At 62.8% G+C, this 14906-nt stretch carries 14 protein-coding genes; 7 read left to right on the top strand and 7 right to left on the bottom strand.

What is annotated here, in order from left to right; translation table 11 throughout:
• Positions 1 to 474: 474 nt before the first annotated feature.
• The 4 genes from AC19YX_RS03875 to AC19YX_RS03890 all read left to right on the top strand — a co-directional run bounded on the left by AC19YX_RS03875 (position 475) and on the right by AC19YX_RS03890 (position 5675).
• Positions 475 to 1725, top strand: a complete 1251-nt coding sequence (locus AC19YX_RS03875; RefSeq protein WP_500605690.1) for a TolC family outer membrane protein — start codon at positions 475 to 477, stop codon at positions 1723 to 1725.
• The gene (locus AC19YX_RS03880) at positions 1722 to 3833 is read left to right on the top strand and encodes a type I secretion system permease/ATPase (protein WP_500605691.1); all 2112 of its coding nucleotides are present in this window, start codon (positions 1722 to 1724) and stop codon (positions 3831 to 3833) included. The genes AC19YX_RS03875 and AC19YX_RS03880 overlap by 4 nt, the downstream gene beginning before the upstream one ends.
• A 48-nt stretch (positions 3834 to 3881) precedes the next feature.
• Positions 3882 to 5108 carry a beta-barrel domain-containing protein gene (locus AC19YX_RS03885; protein ID WP_242487546.1) on the top strand — a complete coding sequence of 409 codons (1227 nt, stop codon included), beginning with the start codon at positions 3882 to 3884 and terminating at the stop codon, positions 5106 to 5108.
• 84 nt (positions 5109 to 5192) lie between these two features.
• Positions 5193 to 5675, top strand: a complete 483-nt coding sequence (locus tag AC19YX_RS03890; RefSeq protein ID WP_201130575.1) for a hypothetical protein — start codon at positions 5193 to 5195, stop codon at positions 5673 to 5675.
• 13 nt (positions 5676 to 5688) lie between these two features.
• Here AC19YX_RS03890 and AC19YX_RS03895 read toward each other — a convergent pair whose 3' ends face one another.
• The 4 genes from AC19YX_RS03895 to AC19YX_RS03910 form a co-directional block, all read right to left on the bottom strand.
• Complete coding sequence (locus AC19YX_RS03895; RefSeq protein WP_078471535.1) at positions 5689 to 6399, bottom strand: response regulator transcription factor; 711 nt, start codon at positions 6397 to 6399, stop codon at positions 5689 to 5691.
• Between the two features lie 418 nt (positions 6400 to 6817).
• Entirely contained in the window at positions 6818 to 7507 is a 690-nt protein-coding gene (locus AC19YX_RS03900; protein WP_078471536.1) for a hypothetical protein, read from the bottom strand.
• A 24-nt stretch (positions 7508 to 7531) separates the two neighbouring features.
• Positions 7532 to 8392, bottom strand: a complete 861-nt coding sequence (locus AC19YX_RS03905; protein WP_078471537.1) for a TIGR03915 family putative DNA repair protein — start codon at positions 8390 to 8392, stop codon at positions 7532 to 7534.
• On the bottom strand, positions 8389 to 9609 hold the full coding sequence (locus AC19YX_RS03910) for a putative DNA modification/repair radical SAM protein (protein ID WP_500605692.1): 1221 nt from the start codon (positions 9607 to 9609) through the stop codon (positions 8389 to 8391). Before AC19YX_RS03910 ends, AC19YX_RS03905 begins: the two co-directional genes overlap by 4 nt.
• Positions 9610 to 9773: 164 nt before the next feature.
• On the opposite strand from AC19YX_RS03910, the gene AC19YX_RS03915 reads away from it, so the two are divergent.
• Positions 9774 to 10424, top strand: coding sequence for an SEL1-like repeat protein (locus tag AC19YX_RS03915; RefSeq protein ID WP_201130572.1), 651 nt, complete (start codon positions 9774 to 9776; stop codon positions 10422 to 10424).
• Between the two features lie 8 nt (positions 10425 to 10432).
• Here the strand turns inward: AC19YX_RS03915 and AC19YX_RS03920 are convergent, their stop codons facing one another.
• Positions 10433 to 11371: a DMT family transporter gene (locus AC19YX_RS03920; protein ID WP_500605693.1), complete on the bottom strand. Its 939-nt coding sequence runs from the start codon at positions 11369 to 11371 to the stop codon at positions 10433 to 10435.
• Between the two features lie 111 nt (positions 11372 to 11482).
• Here AC19YX_RS03920 and AC19YX_RS03925 point away from each other — a divergent pair, with 111 nt between their 5' ends.
• Together AC19YX_RS03925 and AC19YX_RS03930 are read left to right on the top strand one after the other, a co-directional pair.
• Entirely contained in the window at positions 11483 to 12280 is a 798-nt protein-coding gene (locus tag AC19YX_RS03925) for an AraC family transcriptional regulator (RefSeq protein ID WP_078471541.1), read from the top strand.
• Between the two features lie 60 nt (positions 12281 to 12340).
• On the top strand, positions 12341 to 13138 hold the full coding sequence (locus tag AC19YX_RS03930; RefSeq protein WP_078471542.1) for a hypothetical protein: 798 nt from the start codon (positions 12341 to 12343) through the stop codon (positions 13136 to 13138).
• A gap of 26 nt (positions 13139 to 13164) precedes the next feature.
• Here the strand turns inward: AC19YX_RS03930 and AC19YX_RS03935 are convergent, their stop codons facing one another.
• Together AC19YX_RS03935 and AC19YX_RS03940 are read right to left on the bottom strand one after the other, a co-directional pair.
• Complete coding sequence (locus AC19YX_RS03935; protein ID WP_500605694.1) at positions 13165 to 13959, bottom strand: transglutaminase family protein; 795 nt, start codon at positions 13957 to 13959, stop codon at positions 13165 to 13167.
• Positions 13956 to 14906 carry an alpha-E domain-containing protein gene (locus AC19YX_RS03940; protein WP_500605695.1) on the bottom strand — a complete coding sequence of 317 codons (951 nt, stop codon included), beginning with the start codon at positions 14904 to 14906 and terminating at the stop codon, positions 13956 to 13958. Before AC19YX_RS03940 ends, AC19YX_RS03935 begins: the two co-directional genes overlap by 4 nt.

A 14906-nucleotide genomic window follows, 5' to 3' on the forward strand; every position in this document is an offset into this window, starting at 1 on the left:
TCAAATAGTTAATAAAATCAATCCGACCGACATAATTCCACCGGATCAATTGTCAACAATTGACACACAACCCCATGCACGCTCAAACGAGGTGCTAGCCTCGGTCCGGCACATAAACCCACCGATCACTTACGAACCACGCTGAACATGCCGCTTATCCAGGATACAAATACCGTAAATATCCGGACAACCTATTGAAAGTTATCTATTCCGCACCGTACCAAATCGATCACTTTCCTTATTAGCCGGCACCCGCAAGTGCATGTTTAGTTATTGACCAGGACATCGGAGCATATGCCCAGACTGCACTACTGGCCCCTCGGCTTATTACTCGCTAGTGTCTGCGATACGCCTGCCCAGGCAATACAAGCCAACCTGCCATGGTTGTCGCAGGGTCCCTCGAGGACGGTCCAGACACCAGGCGCGCAGGCGCTGGCGACCGAGCTGGGACAAGACGCCCCTGCCCTCCAACCCTTGACCTTCAACACGCTGCCAGCGGCGACCCTGGGCCTGTTCGAAGCTGTCGCCATCGCCGTCAGCCGTCACCCTTCGATCATTTCCGCGGTCAGTGCCATCGAGCAGCAGCAAGGCCAGGTCGATGTGGCCAGGGCCGGTTACTACCCCAAGGTCAATGCCGGGATGAACTCCGGGCGCGTCAACACCTATGGCTATGGCCAGGTGGCGACGATGTCGCTGTCGCAGATGCTGCATGACTTCGGCAAGGTCGAGGGCTCGGTGACCCAGGCCCAGGGCCAGGTGTTCAAACAACAGGCGCTGCTGCTCAAACAGGTCGACAGCATCGCCGGGCAGACCGCCGAGGCCATCCTTGAAGTGCATCGGCAACAGAGCCTGCTGCAGATCGCCCGGGACCAGGTGGTCGCGGTCGAGGATGTGCTGCAGCGGGTCAAGCTGCGGGCCGACTCCGGGCTGACGCCGCAGTCGGACTTCATCCAGGCCACCACGCGCCTGCAAAGCGCCCAGGCCAACAGCCAGCAAGTGGGCACCTCGCTCAATCAATGGCGGGCGCGCCTGAAAACCCTGGTTGGCGCCGCGCTGCCGGCCAGGGTCGCCGATTTGCCGCCGGACCTGGAGCGCCTGGCCCAACTCGACACCCCACCCGACTACGGCTTGCTGCCCGATGTGCTGGCCGCCGAGGCGGATCGTCGCTCGGCCTACGGGCAACTGCAAAACGCCAAGGCCCAGCGCTATCCAACCCTGGCCCTGGAGGCCACGGCGAACCAGGCCCTCAGCGGCACCAACCCGAACAACGGGATCCGCCACGGCAGCTACAACACCCTGACCCTGACCGGCTCCATGGCGTTGTACGAAGGGGGGGCGATCTCGGCTCAGGTCCGAGGCGCCAACGCCGCCATCGAGCATGCCGAATCCACCATCAACGAAAGCCGCCTGACGGCCGAAGACGCCCTGCTGCGCGCCCATGAACTGGCAATCGGGGCCCGGGCCAGGCTCGGCATCCTCGCGCAACGCATGGCCAGCATGAGTGAAACCCGTGCGCTGTACCGCGAGCAGTACAGCGTCGGCACGCGCTCGGTGCTCGACCTGCTCAACGCCGAGCAGGAGGTCTACCAGGCCGCCGCCGACCAGGAAACCGCGCGCCATGATTTCTGGCTGGGCCTGATCACCTACATCGGCGCGGCTGGCCGCAGTCGCCAGGCCTATGGCCTGGACACCCCACCTACCGCACAGGGCGAAAACCACCCATGAACAACGCCGCAGCCTACCAACCCTGGCTCGAAGCCATGCTCAACATCGCCCGGTTCTACCGCATGGACGTCTCCGAAGAAACCGTGCGCGTCTCCCTCGCCTGGGAGCATGGCAACGACCCGGATGCGCTGCTGCGGCGCATGGCCGGGCAAATGGGGCTGATCTTGCGGTTCGAGGCGTTCTCCGAGGCGGCGCTCGACCCCTGGCGCCTGCCACTGGCGGTGGAACTCGACGACGGGCAGGTGGCGATCATCGACAAGGCCGACACCGCGGGCAATATCAGCGTGCTGAAAAGCGGCGAACAGGGTCTGTTCATCAACCTGCGGCTCGGCCAGTTGCGCGAGCGCGCCGTGCGGGTGGCGATCCTGCGCCCGGAATCGTCGGTTGACGACGCCCGGGTCGACGACTACATCAAGCCCTACCGCCCCGACTGGTTCTGGCGCATCGCCCTGCGTGACTGGAAGCGTTACGGCGACGTGCTGCTGGCGGCAACTGTGGCCAACATCCTGGCCCTGGCCGGGGTGATTTTTTCCATGCAGGTCTACGACCGCGTCATACCCGCCCAATCGGAACCGACCTTGTGGGTCCTGTTTATCGGGGTGCTGCTGGCGATCGGCTTCGAGTTCCTGTTGCGCATGGCCCGTTCGAAGGTCGCCGACATGATCGGCAAGCGCGCCGACCTGAAAATCACCGACCAGGTCTTCGGCCATGCCCTGCGCCTGCGCAATGATGTCCGCTCCAAGTCCACCGGGACCTTCATCGCGCAGATTCGCGAGCTGGAACAAGTGCGCGAACTGATCACCTCGACCACCCTCGGCGCCATCACCGACCTGCCCTTTGTCCTGTTGTTTTTGGTGATCCTCTACCTCACCGGCGGGCCCTTGGTGTACGTGGCCCTGGCCGCTCTGCCGCTGCTGATCCTGCCCGGGCTGCTGGTGCAGAAACCCCTGGCCCGGCTCTCGGCCGAGGGCATGCGCGAGGCGGCGTTGCGCAACGCCTTGCTGGTGGAAGCGGTGCAAGGCATCGAAGACATCAAGCTGCTGCGCGCCGAACCGCGTTTTCAGAATCAGTGGAACCAGATGCACGCCGTTGCAGCGGATATCGCCATCAAGCAACGGCAACTGACCAACCTGCTGCTGACCTGGACCCAGGAGCTGCAAAGCCTGGTCTACGTCACGGTGCTGCTGGCGGGCTGCTACCTGGTGATGCGCGGCGAAATGACCACCGGCGCCCTGGTCGGTTCTTCGATCCTGGCCTCGCGGATGATGGCGCCCCTGGCGCAGATTTCCGGGATCTTCGCCCGCTGGCAACAGGCCCGCGTCGCCCGCCAGGGCCTGGACGAACTGATGAAACGCCCGGTGGACCAGCCCGAACGCTCGCGGCGGGTGCACCGTCCCTTGCTGCGTGGGCGCTTCACCCTCAAGGACGTGCAGTTTCGCTACAGCGAAAAGGACAAGCAGCCGGCACTGGATATCCAGCACCTGAATATTCACGCCGGCGAGCGCGTGGCGATTCTCGGGCGCAATGGCGCCGGCAAATCGAGCCTGCTGCAATTACTCGCCGGCCTGCACCTGCCGCAACAGGGGAACGTGGTCCTGGACGGCCTGGAACTGAACCAGATCGACCCGGCAGACGTACGCCGCGATATTGGCCTGCTGACCCAGAACTCGCGGCTGTTCTTTGGCTCGATCCGCGACAACCTGACCCTCGGCCGGCCCATGGCCAGCGACGCCGAAATCCTCCAGGCCCTGACCCTGAGCGGCGCCCTGGCACTGGTGCAATCCCAGGAAGGCGGCCTGGACTACCTGATCCTCGAAGGGGGCATCGGCCTTTCCGGTGGCCAGAAACAAGCCCTGCTCCTGGCCCGGACGCTGCTGCGCGAACCCAACACGCTGCTGCTCGACGAACCCACCGCGACCCTCGACGAAGTCAGCGAGCGCCAGGTACTGGAACAACTGACGCCCTGGCTCGATGGCCGCACGCTGGTGGTGGCCACCCATCGCCTGGCGGTGCTGCAGTGGGTCGATCGGGTGCTGGTGATCGATGCCGGGCGCATCGTCATGGACGGCACCAAGGAACAGGTGCTGGCCCACTTCGGCAATCAATGACTGTCTTAACTTTCCCTGTGTGAGCGAACCTCTGCCATGCCTCATTCAATGCCGATCGGACCGCATCAGGTCGATCCCCCCAAACCCTTCCCACACGTCACCGACACCCTGCCGGCGGACGGCTTCAACCGCTCCGAACAGGAGCTTCCGGGGGCTTCGCGGTTGATCGCCTGCCTGGCGCTGGCGGTCCTGGCTTTCGGCCTGTGGGCCTGGTACTTCGAGATCGACGAGGTGTCCAGCGGCACCGGCAAAGTGATCGCCTCTTCCAAGGAGCAACTGATCCAGTCCCTGGAAGGCGGTGTGCTCGCCAGCTTGAGCGTGCAAGAGGGGCAGATCGTCAGCAAGGGCCAGGTACTGGCGCGCCTGGACCCGATCCGGGTCGAGTCGGCCGTGGAGGAAAGTGCCTCCCGCGGTCGCGCCGCCCAGGCCACCGCCGCGCGCCTGATGGCCGAGGTCAACGGCACGCCCTTGCAGTTCCCGCCGGAGGTCGTGGCCGACCCCAGCCTGGTCGCCGCCGAAACCGCGCTCTATCACTCGCGCCGCGAAAGCCTGGACAAATCCCTGGAGGGGCTCGACGAGGCCATGCACCTGATTCGCAGCGAACTGCAACTGACCGCGCCCCTGGTCGCCCAGGGAGCCGCCAGCGCTGTGGAGGTGCTGCGCCTGAAACGCCAACTCAACGAACTGCAAAACCACTACACCGACACCCAGAGCCAGTATCTGGTCAAGGCCCGCGAGGAACTGGCCAAGGCCAACGCCGAGATCGACGCCCAGGAATCAGTGACCCGCGGGCGCACCGACTCGCTGACCCGCCTGACCTTCACTTCGCCAGTGCGCGGGGTGATCAAAGACATCGAGATCAATACCATCGGCGGGGTCATCCCGCCCAATGGCCAGTTGATGCGGATCGTGCCCCTGGATGAACGCCTGCAAGTTGAAGTTCGCATTTCGCCCCGAGACATCGCGTATATCCATCCAGGGCAAGTGGCCAGCGTCAAAGTCTCGGCTTATGACTATTCGATTTATGGCGGGCTATCGGGAAAGGTCATATTTATCTCACCTGATACTTTGCAGGACGATGTACACCGCGATGTCTATTACTACCGGGTACACATATTGACCGACAGCGACTCCTTATTGGACAAGGCTGGCAGACCCTTACCCATAGTGCCCGGGATGATTGCCACGGTGGACATTCGTACCGGCAGGAAAAGCGTGCTCTCTTACTTGATCAAACCTTTCAACAAGGCCAAGGAGGCATTAAGGGAGCGCTAGGAATTTCAAACTTTTTGACATTTAACAGCAAGTAATTCTGAGCAATTGTCAATTTGCATAACAGCTGAAACGCAAACACATAACATGGAGTTAACCCCCCTTAGTACAGCGAACTCAAAAATGTTGGTCGAGGGTCAGTTCTGGCGAGTCCTGAAGATATTCATGCTGCAGACAGCCCATATCACGCATCACCTTGGAAATGCCTTATCCCCTCCCAAGCATGGTGTGCTTATCAGCTCACCTCCCCCTGTCACCGATGCCGAATTCGGGCCGCAACCGCGGGTTCCCGCCTTGGGCCCAGGCAATCCGCTGACGCTCGCGCCGTTACTTTCAACTCGCTGCGGCACCCACTCCAACCAGATCATCACCGGCTATGCCGGGCGCATGGGGCCGCCGCGGCGTGAGGAAATGGGACCGATAAAACGTGAGCTGGAAGCCGCCAGGATACTCGCCCGCTCACCCGCTGCCGCCAACCTGCTCAACGTCCGTAAACAGGTGTGCGACGACGCCTTGAACCCTCCTTCAGCAACAAGCAGCCCAGACGCGCCGCGCACGCCAAAACCCTGAAAAACATGACCTTTCAGGCATTGAGCGCTTCGAGCCGATAGCCGTAGCCATAGACCGTACTCAGCACCCAGCCGTGCTCGGCCGTCAGCTTCAGTTTGCTGCGCACGCGGTAGATATGGGTATCGAGAGTTCGGGACGACAACACTTCATCGCGCATCCACAGGTGTTCATACAGATAGCTGCGCGACAAGGGCCGACCCTGGTTACGAAACAGCAGCAACGCCAGGTTGAACTCGCGCAGGGTCAAGGCCACCGGGGTCCCGCCAACGCAGACCTGCCCCTCATGCACGTTGAAACGCAGATTGCCGAAGACCACCGCCCCCTCATCTCGGCCCTTGTCGCCCTGGCGCTGGCGCAACACGTTATTCAAGCGCGCGAGCAACTCGGCCTGGCGGAAGGGTTTGCTGATGTACTCGTCGGCGCCGGCGTTCAGGGCCTGGACCACGTCACGCTCAGCGCTGCGTGAGGTCACCATGATCACCGGGGGCTCGGGCCGCAAATGCTCCTTGATCCACAGCAGCACCTGCAAACCGCTGACTTCGGTGGCCTGCCAATCGAGGATGACCAGGTCAAAGGTCTCGCGCTTGAGCCGGCGCAGCAGATCCGGACTGTTGGAAAACGCGGTACAGAGTGGGGAACTACCGTCAGACAAACTGTAGGAACTCAGCGCCTCGCGCAACCGCTCAAGCTCCAGCGGTTGATTATCGAGAATGGCAATGCGCATGACGTAATACTCCGGGTCGACAGAGTGGCACCAACTCAAGCTCGGACTAGTTAGAAATACACTAACAATCGGTGAATGACTGACAACTAAAAACCGAACATGCCACTTATTAATCAATAAGACTTGTCTTATCAAGAGCTAAGATAGTTCTTATTCTTAATCCGCTAGTTGGTTACGGACAGCCCACGCAAGATTAAATTATTATTTTCCCAATCAAGGCGAGGGGTGTTTTCATCATGCCAACTCAATGTCGCAGCGTAAACTTAAAGTTCAAAAACCACCAAAATCAACATAAGAAAACGGACTAACACGCCATTACACGACCCTTCAAAAACCGCACTAAGCCAACTTGCAAAAAGTGCTATTGCAGGAGTTAAAACCTGCCTGAATATCGGAACCCAGCGACCGAATCACAGTCTCAAACGCTGACCTGAAACAACGCCAGCACCTGCCTGAAACCCTCCACCAGCAACACCGCTGCCTTGGATACCGTCAGGGTGTAGACGAAGCTGGCGATCAACACGCACAGCTCGAACCAGACGAACATCCCCCAGTTGCTGGCCCGCATCGGCCGCTGTGTCATCACCCATTCGACCTGGGCCCGTGGCAGCCGATAGACCAGCTCGAGGATGTTCAACTCGCGAAAATTCCTCAATACCGCGATCACCAGGGCCAACAGGATTGCCATGGCAAACACGCTAAAAAATACCTGTTCAAGGGGCCCGACACCCTGGCCATTGAAGCTGCGCAGGACATCCAGGAAAAACACGCTGCCGATCGCCGACACCACCGGCACTACCACCCCGATGTAAATCAGCAACCCCAGGCACGCCACAGCAACGCCGGTGCCGTTGACACAAATCCTGATCACGGCCGCAAGAAAGCCCGGCGAAAACTTGGAATAGGCGCGGTGCGTCTCGATTACCAACAGTGGAATCAACGCCGTCAGCACCGCGACGCTGATATCCAGCACCTTCAAGCCGGTCTTGGGCAGCAACAGCGCCGCCAGAAAGGTGATGCCCCGACTGCCCACCCGCCACAGCATCTTGGCGTCATCACTCACCTGTTGCGACCAGAACGCCTCGGTAATGCCCTTGCCATCATCCATCGTCAATGCTGCTCCTGATCCGCTTCAAAGGGTGTCTGGTTGCGCTGGGCCGATACGTTTACCGGGACGATTCGCCACCTGGCTGGCCTGCCCGTCGCGCTGCTTGCCGTGGCGCGCTTCGCTGATCAGCGAAGGGATCAACGGGCCTTCCGGCAGATTCTTCCAAAACCGCGCTGGCAAGTGACCCTGCATAACCTTGGGGTTGAGCCGCGCAGGATTGAAAATATGGCTGTAGTAGGCCAGCCACATTTCACCGCCAGGGTCTTGCACGCCTTGCGCCAGTTGCTGCCAGGCCACGGGACAGCGGCGCTGGTGAATCAGCGTCTGGCCGTCGTAATAGACGCCGTCCCGCGGGGTGGCGATCATCCAGCGATGGCGGCCCATGCGCCCGATAAAATGCTCGCTGGCGCTGGCCAGGATGTCATGGGCAGGCTCATGCCAGGCCACGTACTGCGGCTGTTCGGCAGTCGCCCCCTGCGCGCCCTCCGGCCCTGGCGGCACCTCGACAAATCGTACAAAGGCATGCAGGTGATGGGCCTCGCGGTCCACCTGCTTGATCCGCCGCTGCAATTCGCTGCCCAGGCGGTCGCCACTGAGCATGGCCGTGCGATCGCCGTGGCTGACCCGCCACAGCACCTCATACAGCAGGCTCCAGCGCTGCTCGCCGTGATAGCGCGCGGCGTGTTCCAGCAAGCCGAGCAAGGCCTTGGGTATACGCGCCTGCACCGGCCCCATGTGTGGCGGGCACGCTTCATCGGTGGCAAACAGGTCGGCCACTTGGGTCCCACACCAACTGACCCGGCTCGGGTCAATGCCGTGGCTGAGCAACCAGCGCGCTTGCTGGCGCCAGGTTTCGAACAGCTCGTCGCAGTCCAGGCAGATCATCCCCACAAGCCCATCTGTTGAGGTTGCGGGCGCTCTCGCAACTGCTGGTAAAGCAGCGCACTGCTGCTTTCGGCTTGCTGCGGGTGATAGTCGCTGGTGATAAAAAACGGCTTGGCCTTGCTCAGCACGCAGCGCATGCGCGCCAGGTCTTCGTAACGGATCCGCCGCTCGCGGCGCAACTCCACCAGGCGCTGAGTGGTGCGCAGGCCGATGCCGGGGATCCTGGCGATCAGCGCCGGCTCGGCGCGGTTCAGGTCCAGGGGGAACACGCTGCGGTGTTCCAGGGCCCAGGCCAGTTTCGGGTCCATGTCCAGCGCCAGGTGCCCCGGCCCCTTGAACAACTCATTGGCGCTAAAGCCGTAACTGCGCAACAGGAAGTCGGCCTGATACAGACGGTGCTCACGCATCAGTGGCGGCGCGGCCAGGGGCACGCTTTTCGGGCTGTTGGGAATGGGGCTGAAAGCCGAGTAATACACCCGGCGCAAACGGAAATTGCCGTACAGCGCTTCGGCGCTGTGGAGGATGGTGCTGTCGTCGGTATCGTCGGCGCCGACGATCATCTGGGTGCTCTGCCCCGCCGGCGCGAAACGCGGCGCCCGGGGTTCGTTGAGCACCGTCTGCTCGCCGGTGTAGATGGTCTGCATGGCCTGCTTGATCGAGCCCAGCTGCTTCTCCGGAGCCAGGGTCTGCAGGCTCAGGTCGGTCGGCAACTCGATGTTCACGCTGAGACGATCGGCGTAGCGCCCGGCTTCGGCGATCAACAGCGGGTCGGCCTCGGGGATGGTTTTCAAATGGATATAACCGCGAAACTCGTGCTCTTCGCGCAGCAGCTTGGCCACCCGCACCAACTGCTCCATGGTGTAGTCCGCCGAGCGAATGATCCCCGAGCTGAGGAACAGCCCGCTCACGCAATTGCGCCGATAAAAGTCCAGAGTCAGGGTCACCACTTCCTCGGGGCTGAACCGCGCCCGGGGCACGTCGCTGGAACGACGGTTGACGCAGTACTGGCAGTCATAGAGGCAGAAATTGGTCAGCAGGATCTTCAACAGCGAAACGCAGCGCCCGTCCGGGGTATAGCTGTGGCAGATGCCCATGCCATTGGTCGAGCCCAGCCCTTCCTTGCCGGCGGAACTGCGCTTGGGCGCACCACTGCTGGCGCAGGACGCGTCGTACTTGGCGGCGTCGGCGAGGATGCTCAGCTTGTCGATCAGCTGCATGGCTAAACCCTATACTGTTTGCATATACAGTACAGAGTCGAACCTGTCTCATTCAAGAGGCACGTGGGCCTGGCTCGAAATAAACTGCGGCCGATACCGGGAAAGCCCTGGAACCGGCCATGAATTTACTTAAGATACGCAGCCCCCCAGAAAGGATTCCCTCAATGCGCTCCGCCCATCGCCTCTGGCTACTGGCTATTACGCTGTTCTCGGCCATGCACGCCAACGCCGATCAAGACCCGCTCAAGCTGAGCGCCAGCCTTGCGGCCCGGGTCCAGGCCAACGCCGACTGGCAGGCTCAGGCCAAAAAGTGCCCGGCCGAATCCATGCCGGCGCGCGCCACCCTCCAGCCACTGCGAGCCGATCCCTGCCAGGGCCCGGGGCGCATGGAAAGCTGCCTGGCCCACTGCGAAACCGGCGACGCCAATGCCTGCTACTGGCTGGCCAATGGTTTGCAACCGGCCGGTGGCGCCGACGAGGGTTATGAGCCGCTGTACCAGCGGGCATGCAGCCTGGGCTTGGTCTCCGGGTGCACCAACCGCGCCGCCGGCATGCTCGCGGCGGATGCCGACAGCCCCGAGGCTCGCCAATGTGCGGTCCAGACCTTTGCTGGAGCCTGTGACCTCGACGACCCCTGGGCCTGCACCATGTACGGCTTCCACCTCAGTCGCGGGATCGGGGTCAAGGCCGACCTTGAGCTGGCGCTCAAGGTGCTACAAAAATCCTGCCGCTTCGGCCCGCAGGATCCGGCCTGCAGTGGCGCAGAAAAACTGCGCGAGGAGATTCTCCAGGCCCGGCGCGCTGCCGAATCCTGAACCGGCCGCTACAACCGGCCCTGGCCCGCCAATGCGCGGCGAGCCAGGCGCTGCTGCAACCACTCATAACCGCTGACCAGCACGAGCCCCGCCAACACCAGCAACGAACCGAGAATAAAGTTCGACTCCAGGGGTTCGTCCAGCAGCCACACGCCAAAGCCGACGCCAAACAGGGGGGTCATGAACGACAGCACCCCAAGGCGCGAGGCCAGGTAGCGACGCAACAGGCTGAACCACACCAGGAAACTGGCGAACGACACCAGCAGCACCTGGAAGGTCAGGCTGGCGAACACCATGGGCGTGAAATGCAGGGTGGTCTGCCCGGTCCACAGGGCCGCCAGCGACAGCCAGACAAAGGCGCCGAGCAACTGGTATTGCAGGGTCCGGGTCACGGGGCTGGCCGCCAGGCGCGAGCAGCGCACCACCACCGTGGTCGCGCCCCAGGCCACGCCAGCCAGCACCGCCAGCACATCCCCGAGCCAGGTACTGGCGCCCTGGGCCGGGCCGGAGTGTCCGCTGAATGCCACCACCACCCCGGCGAAAGCCACGCCGATGCCCAGCCATTGCACGGCCTGGAGCCGCTCGGCAGGGAGTTTCCAGTGCAACCCGAGGGCGGCGAAGATCGGCGCGGTGTAGAGGAAAATCACCATGTGCGAGGCCGTGGTGTAGCGCAGGCCCTCGCCCACCAGCAGAAACTCCAGGGCGAACAGCCCCCCCACCAGCAACCCCGGGCGCCAGTGGCCCTCGCCCACGGCCAGGTTTTCCCCGCGCCAGCGCATCAAGGCCCCGACCAGCAACGCAGCGAGACCGGAGCGCAGGGCAATCTGCAGGATCGGCGCGATGTCGGGCGCCATGGCTTTCAACGAGACCTGCTGAAAACCCCAGACCGCGCACAGGCCGACCATCAACAGAGTGGCATTGGCATCGAGCGCTTGGCGATTGGCCATGGGGCGTCCTTGATTGGGGGGGAAGTGAGCTGGCATTGTCCGACTGACAGATTTGATTGATATAGTCTTTATCCGACAATCCATAACACTTATCCGCCAAGAAGGTGTTCCATGCGCCACACCGCCCAGCATTTGCGCATCCCACCCTTTACCGAGTCGCTGCCGGCGCCGATCTTCTTTCGCACCGAGTGCATGCCGGCCCAGGCCACCTACCCGCGTCACAGCCATGCCTGGGGTGAGTTCGTCTACTCCTACAGCGGCGTGATGGAAATCGAACTGGGCGATCACCATTACCTGGCGCCGCCCCAATACGGCATCTGGCTGCCGCCGAACGTCGAGCACGTCGGCTTCAACCGCCATGCGGCGTGCCATTGCTCGCTGTACCTGAGCGCCGAGCTGTGCGGCGCGCTGCCCAGCCGCCACTGCGCGCTGACCCTGAGCCCGCTGATCCTGGCGCTGCTCAACGACCTGCGCCGCGACCCGCCGAGCCAGCCCCAGACCGAGGAGCAGCAACGCCTGTTGCAGGTGCTGGTGGATAAACTGGCCCGAGCCTCATGCGCCGGTAGTTACCTGCCATCCTCCGACGACCCGCTGCTGGGCCCGGTGTTGCGTGCGCTGAAAGCCGCCCCTGGCGATCCGCGCTCGCTGCCACAGCTGGCCCGCGCCGCCAACACTACCGAGCGCACCTTGATGCGCCGTGCCCAGCGCGACCTGGGCATGTCGCTGATCGAGTGGCGCCAACGCCTGAAAGTGGTGGAAGCCCTGGCCCTGCTGGAACAAGGCCAGACCGTGGAAACCATCGGCCTGGACCTGGGCTACAGCAGCGCCTCGGCCTTTATCAGCATGTTCCGCAAGATGATGGGCGCGACCCCGGACGAGTACCGGAAAAGCTACCTGCCGCCCTCATGAGGTGTGCCATGGCGGCGGTTTTTCTTATACTGCCCGCCCCCTTGATGCAAAGGACTGCCCATGACTTCCAGCACGGATACGGTGGAGCGTTTTATCGCTTCCGGCCAAGACAGCTTCGATCAGGAACTGAGCTACAACGAGTATTACAACCAGCATCACCCGGCCATCACGCCACTCAGTCGCAAGCCGCCCCGGGATCTGCCCGAGGCCACCCTGCAGGCGTTCTATTACCACCTGCTGCTCAATGGCCTGACCCCGCCTGTGAGCAAGGACGCCCATTGGCCACTGCTGACCCAGGCCGCCGGGCAGGCCGCCGAGGTTCTGGAGCAATACGGATTTCCGCGCTGTCGCCTGAACCGCTGGGTCATGCGCCTGTTGTTTACCGGCGACGTGTCGTTGACGGGGTATACGCGCAAGCTGGCGCTGCTGACACAACTGCGGCGCTTCTCCCATCAGCCCGGGATGCTGAGCAAAAAAGCCAAGCTCAAGACCGAGTTCGCCGACGATCCCTGGCTGCATGGAGAAATCGCCGCCCTGCTACGCAGCCTGCCCCTGGCCGAGGTGGCCTTTGACAACCCGATGCTGAGCTGGAACCTGGACCTGATCGGCCTGGTGTTCGTGTTCCTGCTGGGGGCCGACGCTGATTCCCAGCGCCTGCTGGAACACTGGTTCACCCAGCGTGCCGAGAGCATTGTTGATGTCCCCGGCTACCGGACCCGCGATCAGTTGCTGCGGCCCCTGGTCTGGACCCTGTTCCGCGTCAGCGAAACCGCCGACAGCGAGCAACTGACCCAGGCCCTGCTCAGCCGCTACGGCGACGCTTGGTGCCGGGACTACCAGCATCCCGGCTCCAACTGACACCCAGGCTCGCGCCTGGGCGGCCATTACCGCTGCACCTGCACCATCGAGCTGACCTGGACCCGCGCCTGCATGCGCTCGGCGCCGCCGCCACGGCGCATGCCGCGCACCGGACAGGCGTCGAGGTAGTCCAGGCCGAGCGCCAGTTTCAGATGGCGTTCGGGCCGGGTCAGGCGGTTGGTCACGTCGAAGCTGTACCAGCCATCGTCGAGCCAGGCTTCGGCCCAGGCGTGGCTGGCCAGGTGGCTTTCATCCTCGGTGCACAGGTAGCCCGAGACATAGCGCGCCGGAATTCCCAGGCTGCGAGCACAGGCGAGAAACGCATGGGTGTGGTCCTGGCACACCCCGACCCCGCCGGCAAAGGACTCGGCGGCGGTGCTGTCGACCGCCGTGGCCCCTGGGCTGTAAGGCATGTGGTCGGCCAGGGCGTGCATCAGGTCGGTGAGCGCCGCGCGATCACGGCGCGCACCGCAATGCTGCACAGCAAAGGCGCTCAAGGCGGCGTCGCACTGGGTCAGGTGGCTGCTGCGCAAAAACGGCAGCGGCGACTGGCTGTCAGGCTCGACCTCCCGAGAGCGGTCGATTTCCACTTCGCCATAGGCAGTGAGCACGATGGCGCCGTGGGGTTCGTCCAGGGTCAGCACATGCAGGATGTTGCCGTAGGGGTCGATCTGGCTGCGCACCAGGCGCGGCAATTCCAGGTGCCATTGCAGGATGCGCTGACGCTGACTGTCCTGGGGTGTCAGGCGCAAAAACTGGATGCTGGTGCAGACCTCGTCGGCGTAGCTGTAGGTGGTGTCGTGACGGATGGACAGTTTCATACAACCTCCAGATAAGACTCGTGCACGGTCTGCCCCAGGTGGCGAACCCGGGCGATGAAATCGTTCAGCCACAGGTGCAGCCCCGAGGCCAGGATTTCGTCGATCCCGGTATAGCGCAGGCGTGCATTCAGCTCCGCCGCCAGGCGCTGGGCCGGGCGCCCGTTGGTGCCGGGCAGGCTGGCGAGAATGTGGTCCAGCTCTTCGATACAGGCGTGCAGCGAACGCGGCACATCGGCACGCAACAGCAGCATTTCCGAGACCTGTTCGGCATTCGGCGCATTGCGGTAGATCTCGTTGAACGCCTCGAACGATGACAGGGCTCGCAACAGGGCGCTCCACTGGTAATAGCCGCGGGCCGAGTTGTCGCTGACCTCCTCGGACTCTTCGCCGAACATTTCGTAGCGTGCGTCCAGCAGGCGCAAGGTGTTGTCGGCCCGTTCCAGGAAAGTCCCGAGGCGAATGAAGCAGTAGGCATCGTTGCGCATGATGGTGCCCGAGGTGGCGCCGCGAAACAGGTGCGAGCGTTCCTTGACCCACTCGCAGAAATGGCTGATGCCGTAGCGCCCCAGACCGTTGCTGGCGATGTTGCGCATTTCCAGCCAGGTGGCGTTGATGTTCTCCCACATGTCGGCGGTGATCCGCCCGCGCACCGCATGGGCGTTGCTGCGTGCCGCCCGCAGGCAGCTGAAGATGCTGCCGGGGTTGGTTTCATCGAGGGCAAAAAAATGCAGCATGCGCTCGGGATTGAGCTCACCGTAACGCTCGTTGTAATCGTCCAGGGTGCCGGCAGCCAGCAGCGACATCGCCAGTTCGGCGTGGCCGTCGCTGCGCCCGGCCTGGGGCATCAGCGACAGCGAGTAACTGACCTCGAGCATGCGCGCCAGGTTCTCCGCGCGTTCCAGGTAACGGGACATCCAGTACAGATCGGAAGCGGTTCTTGAAAGCAT

It is taken from the genome of Pseudomonas sp. MF09150 (genome assembly GCF_059862355.1).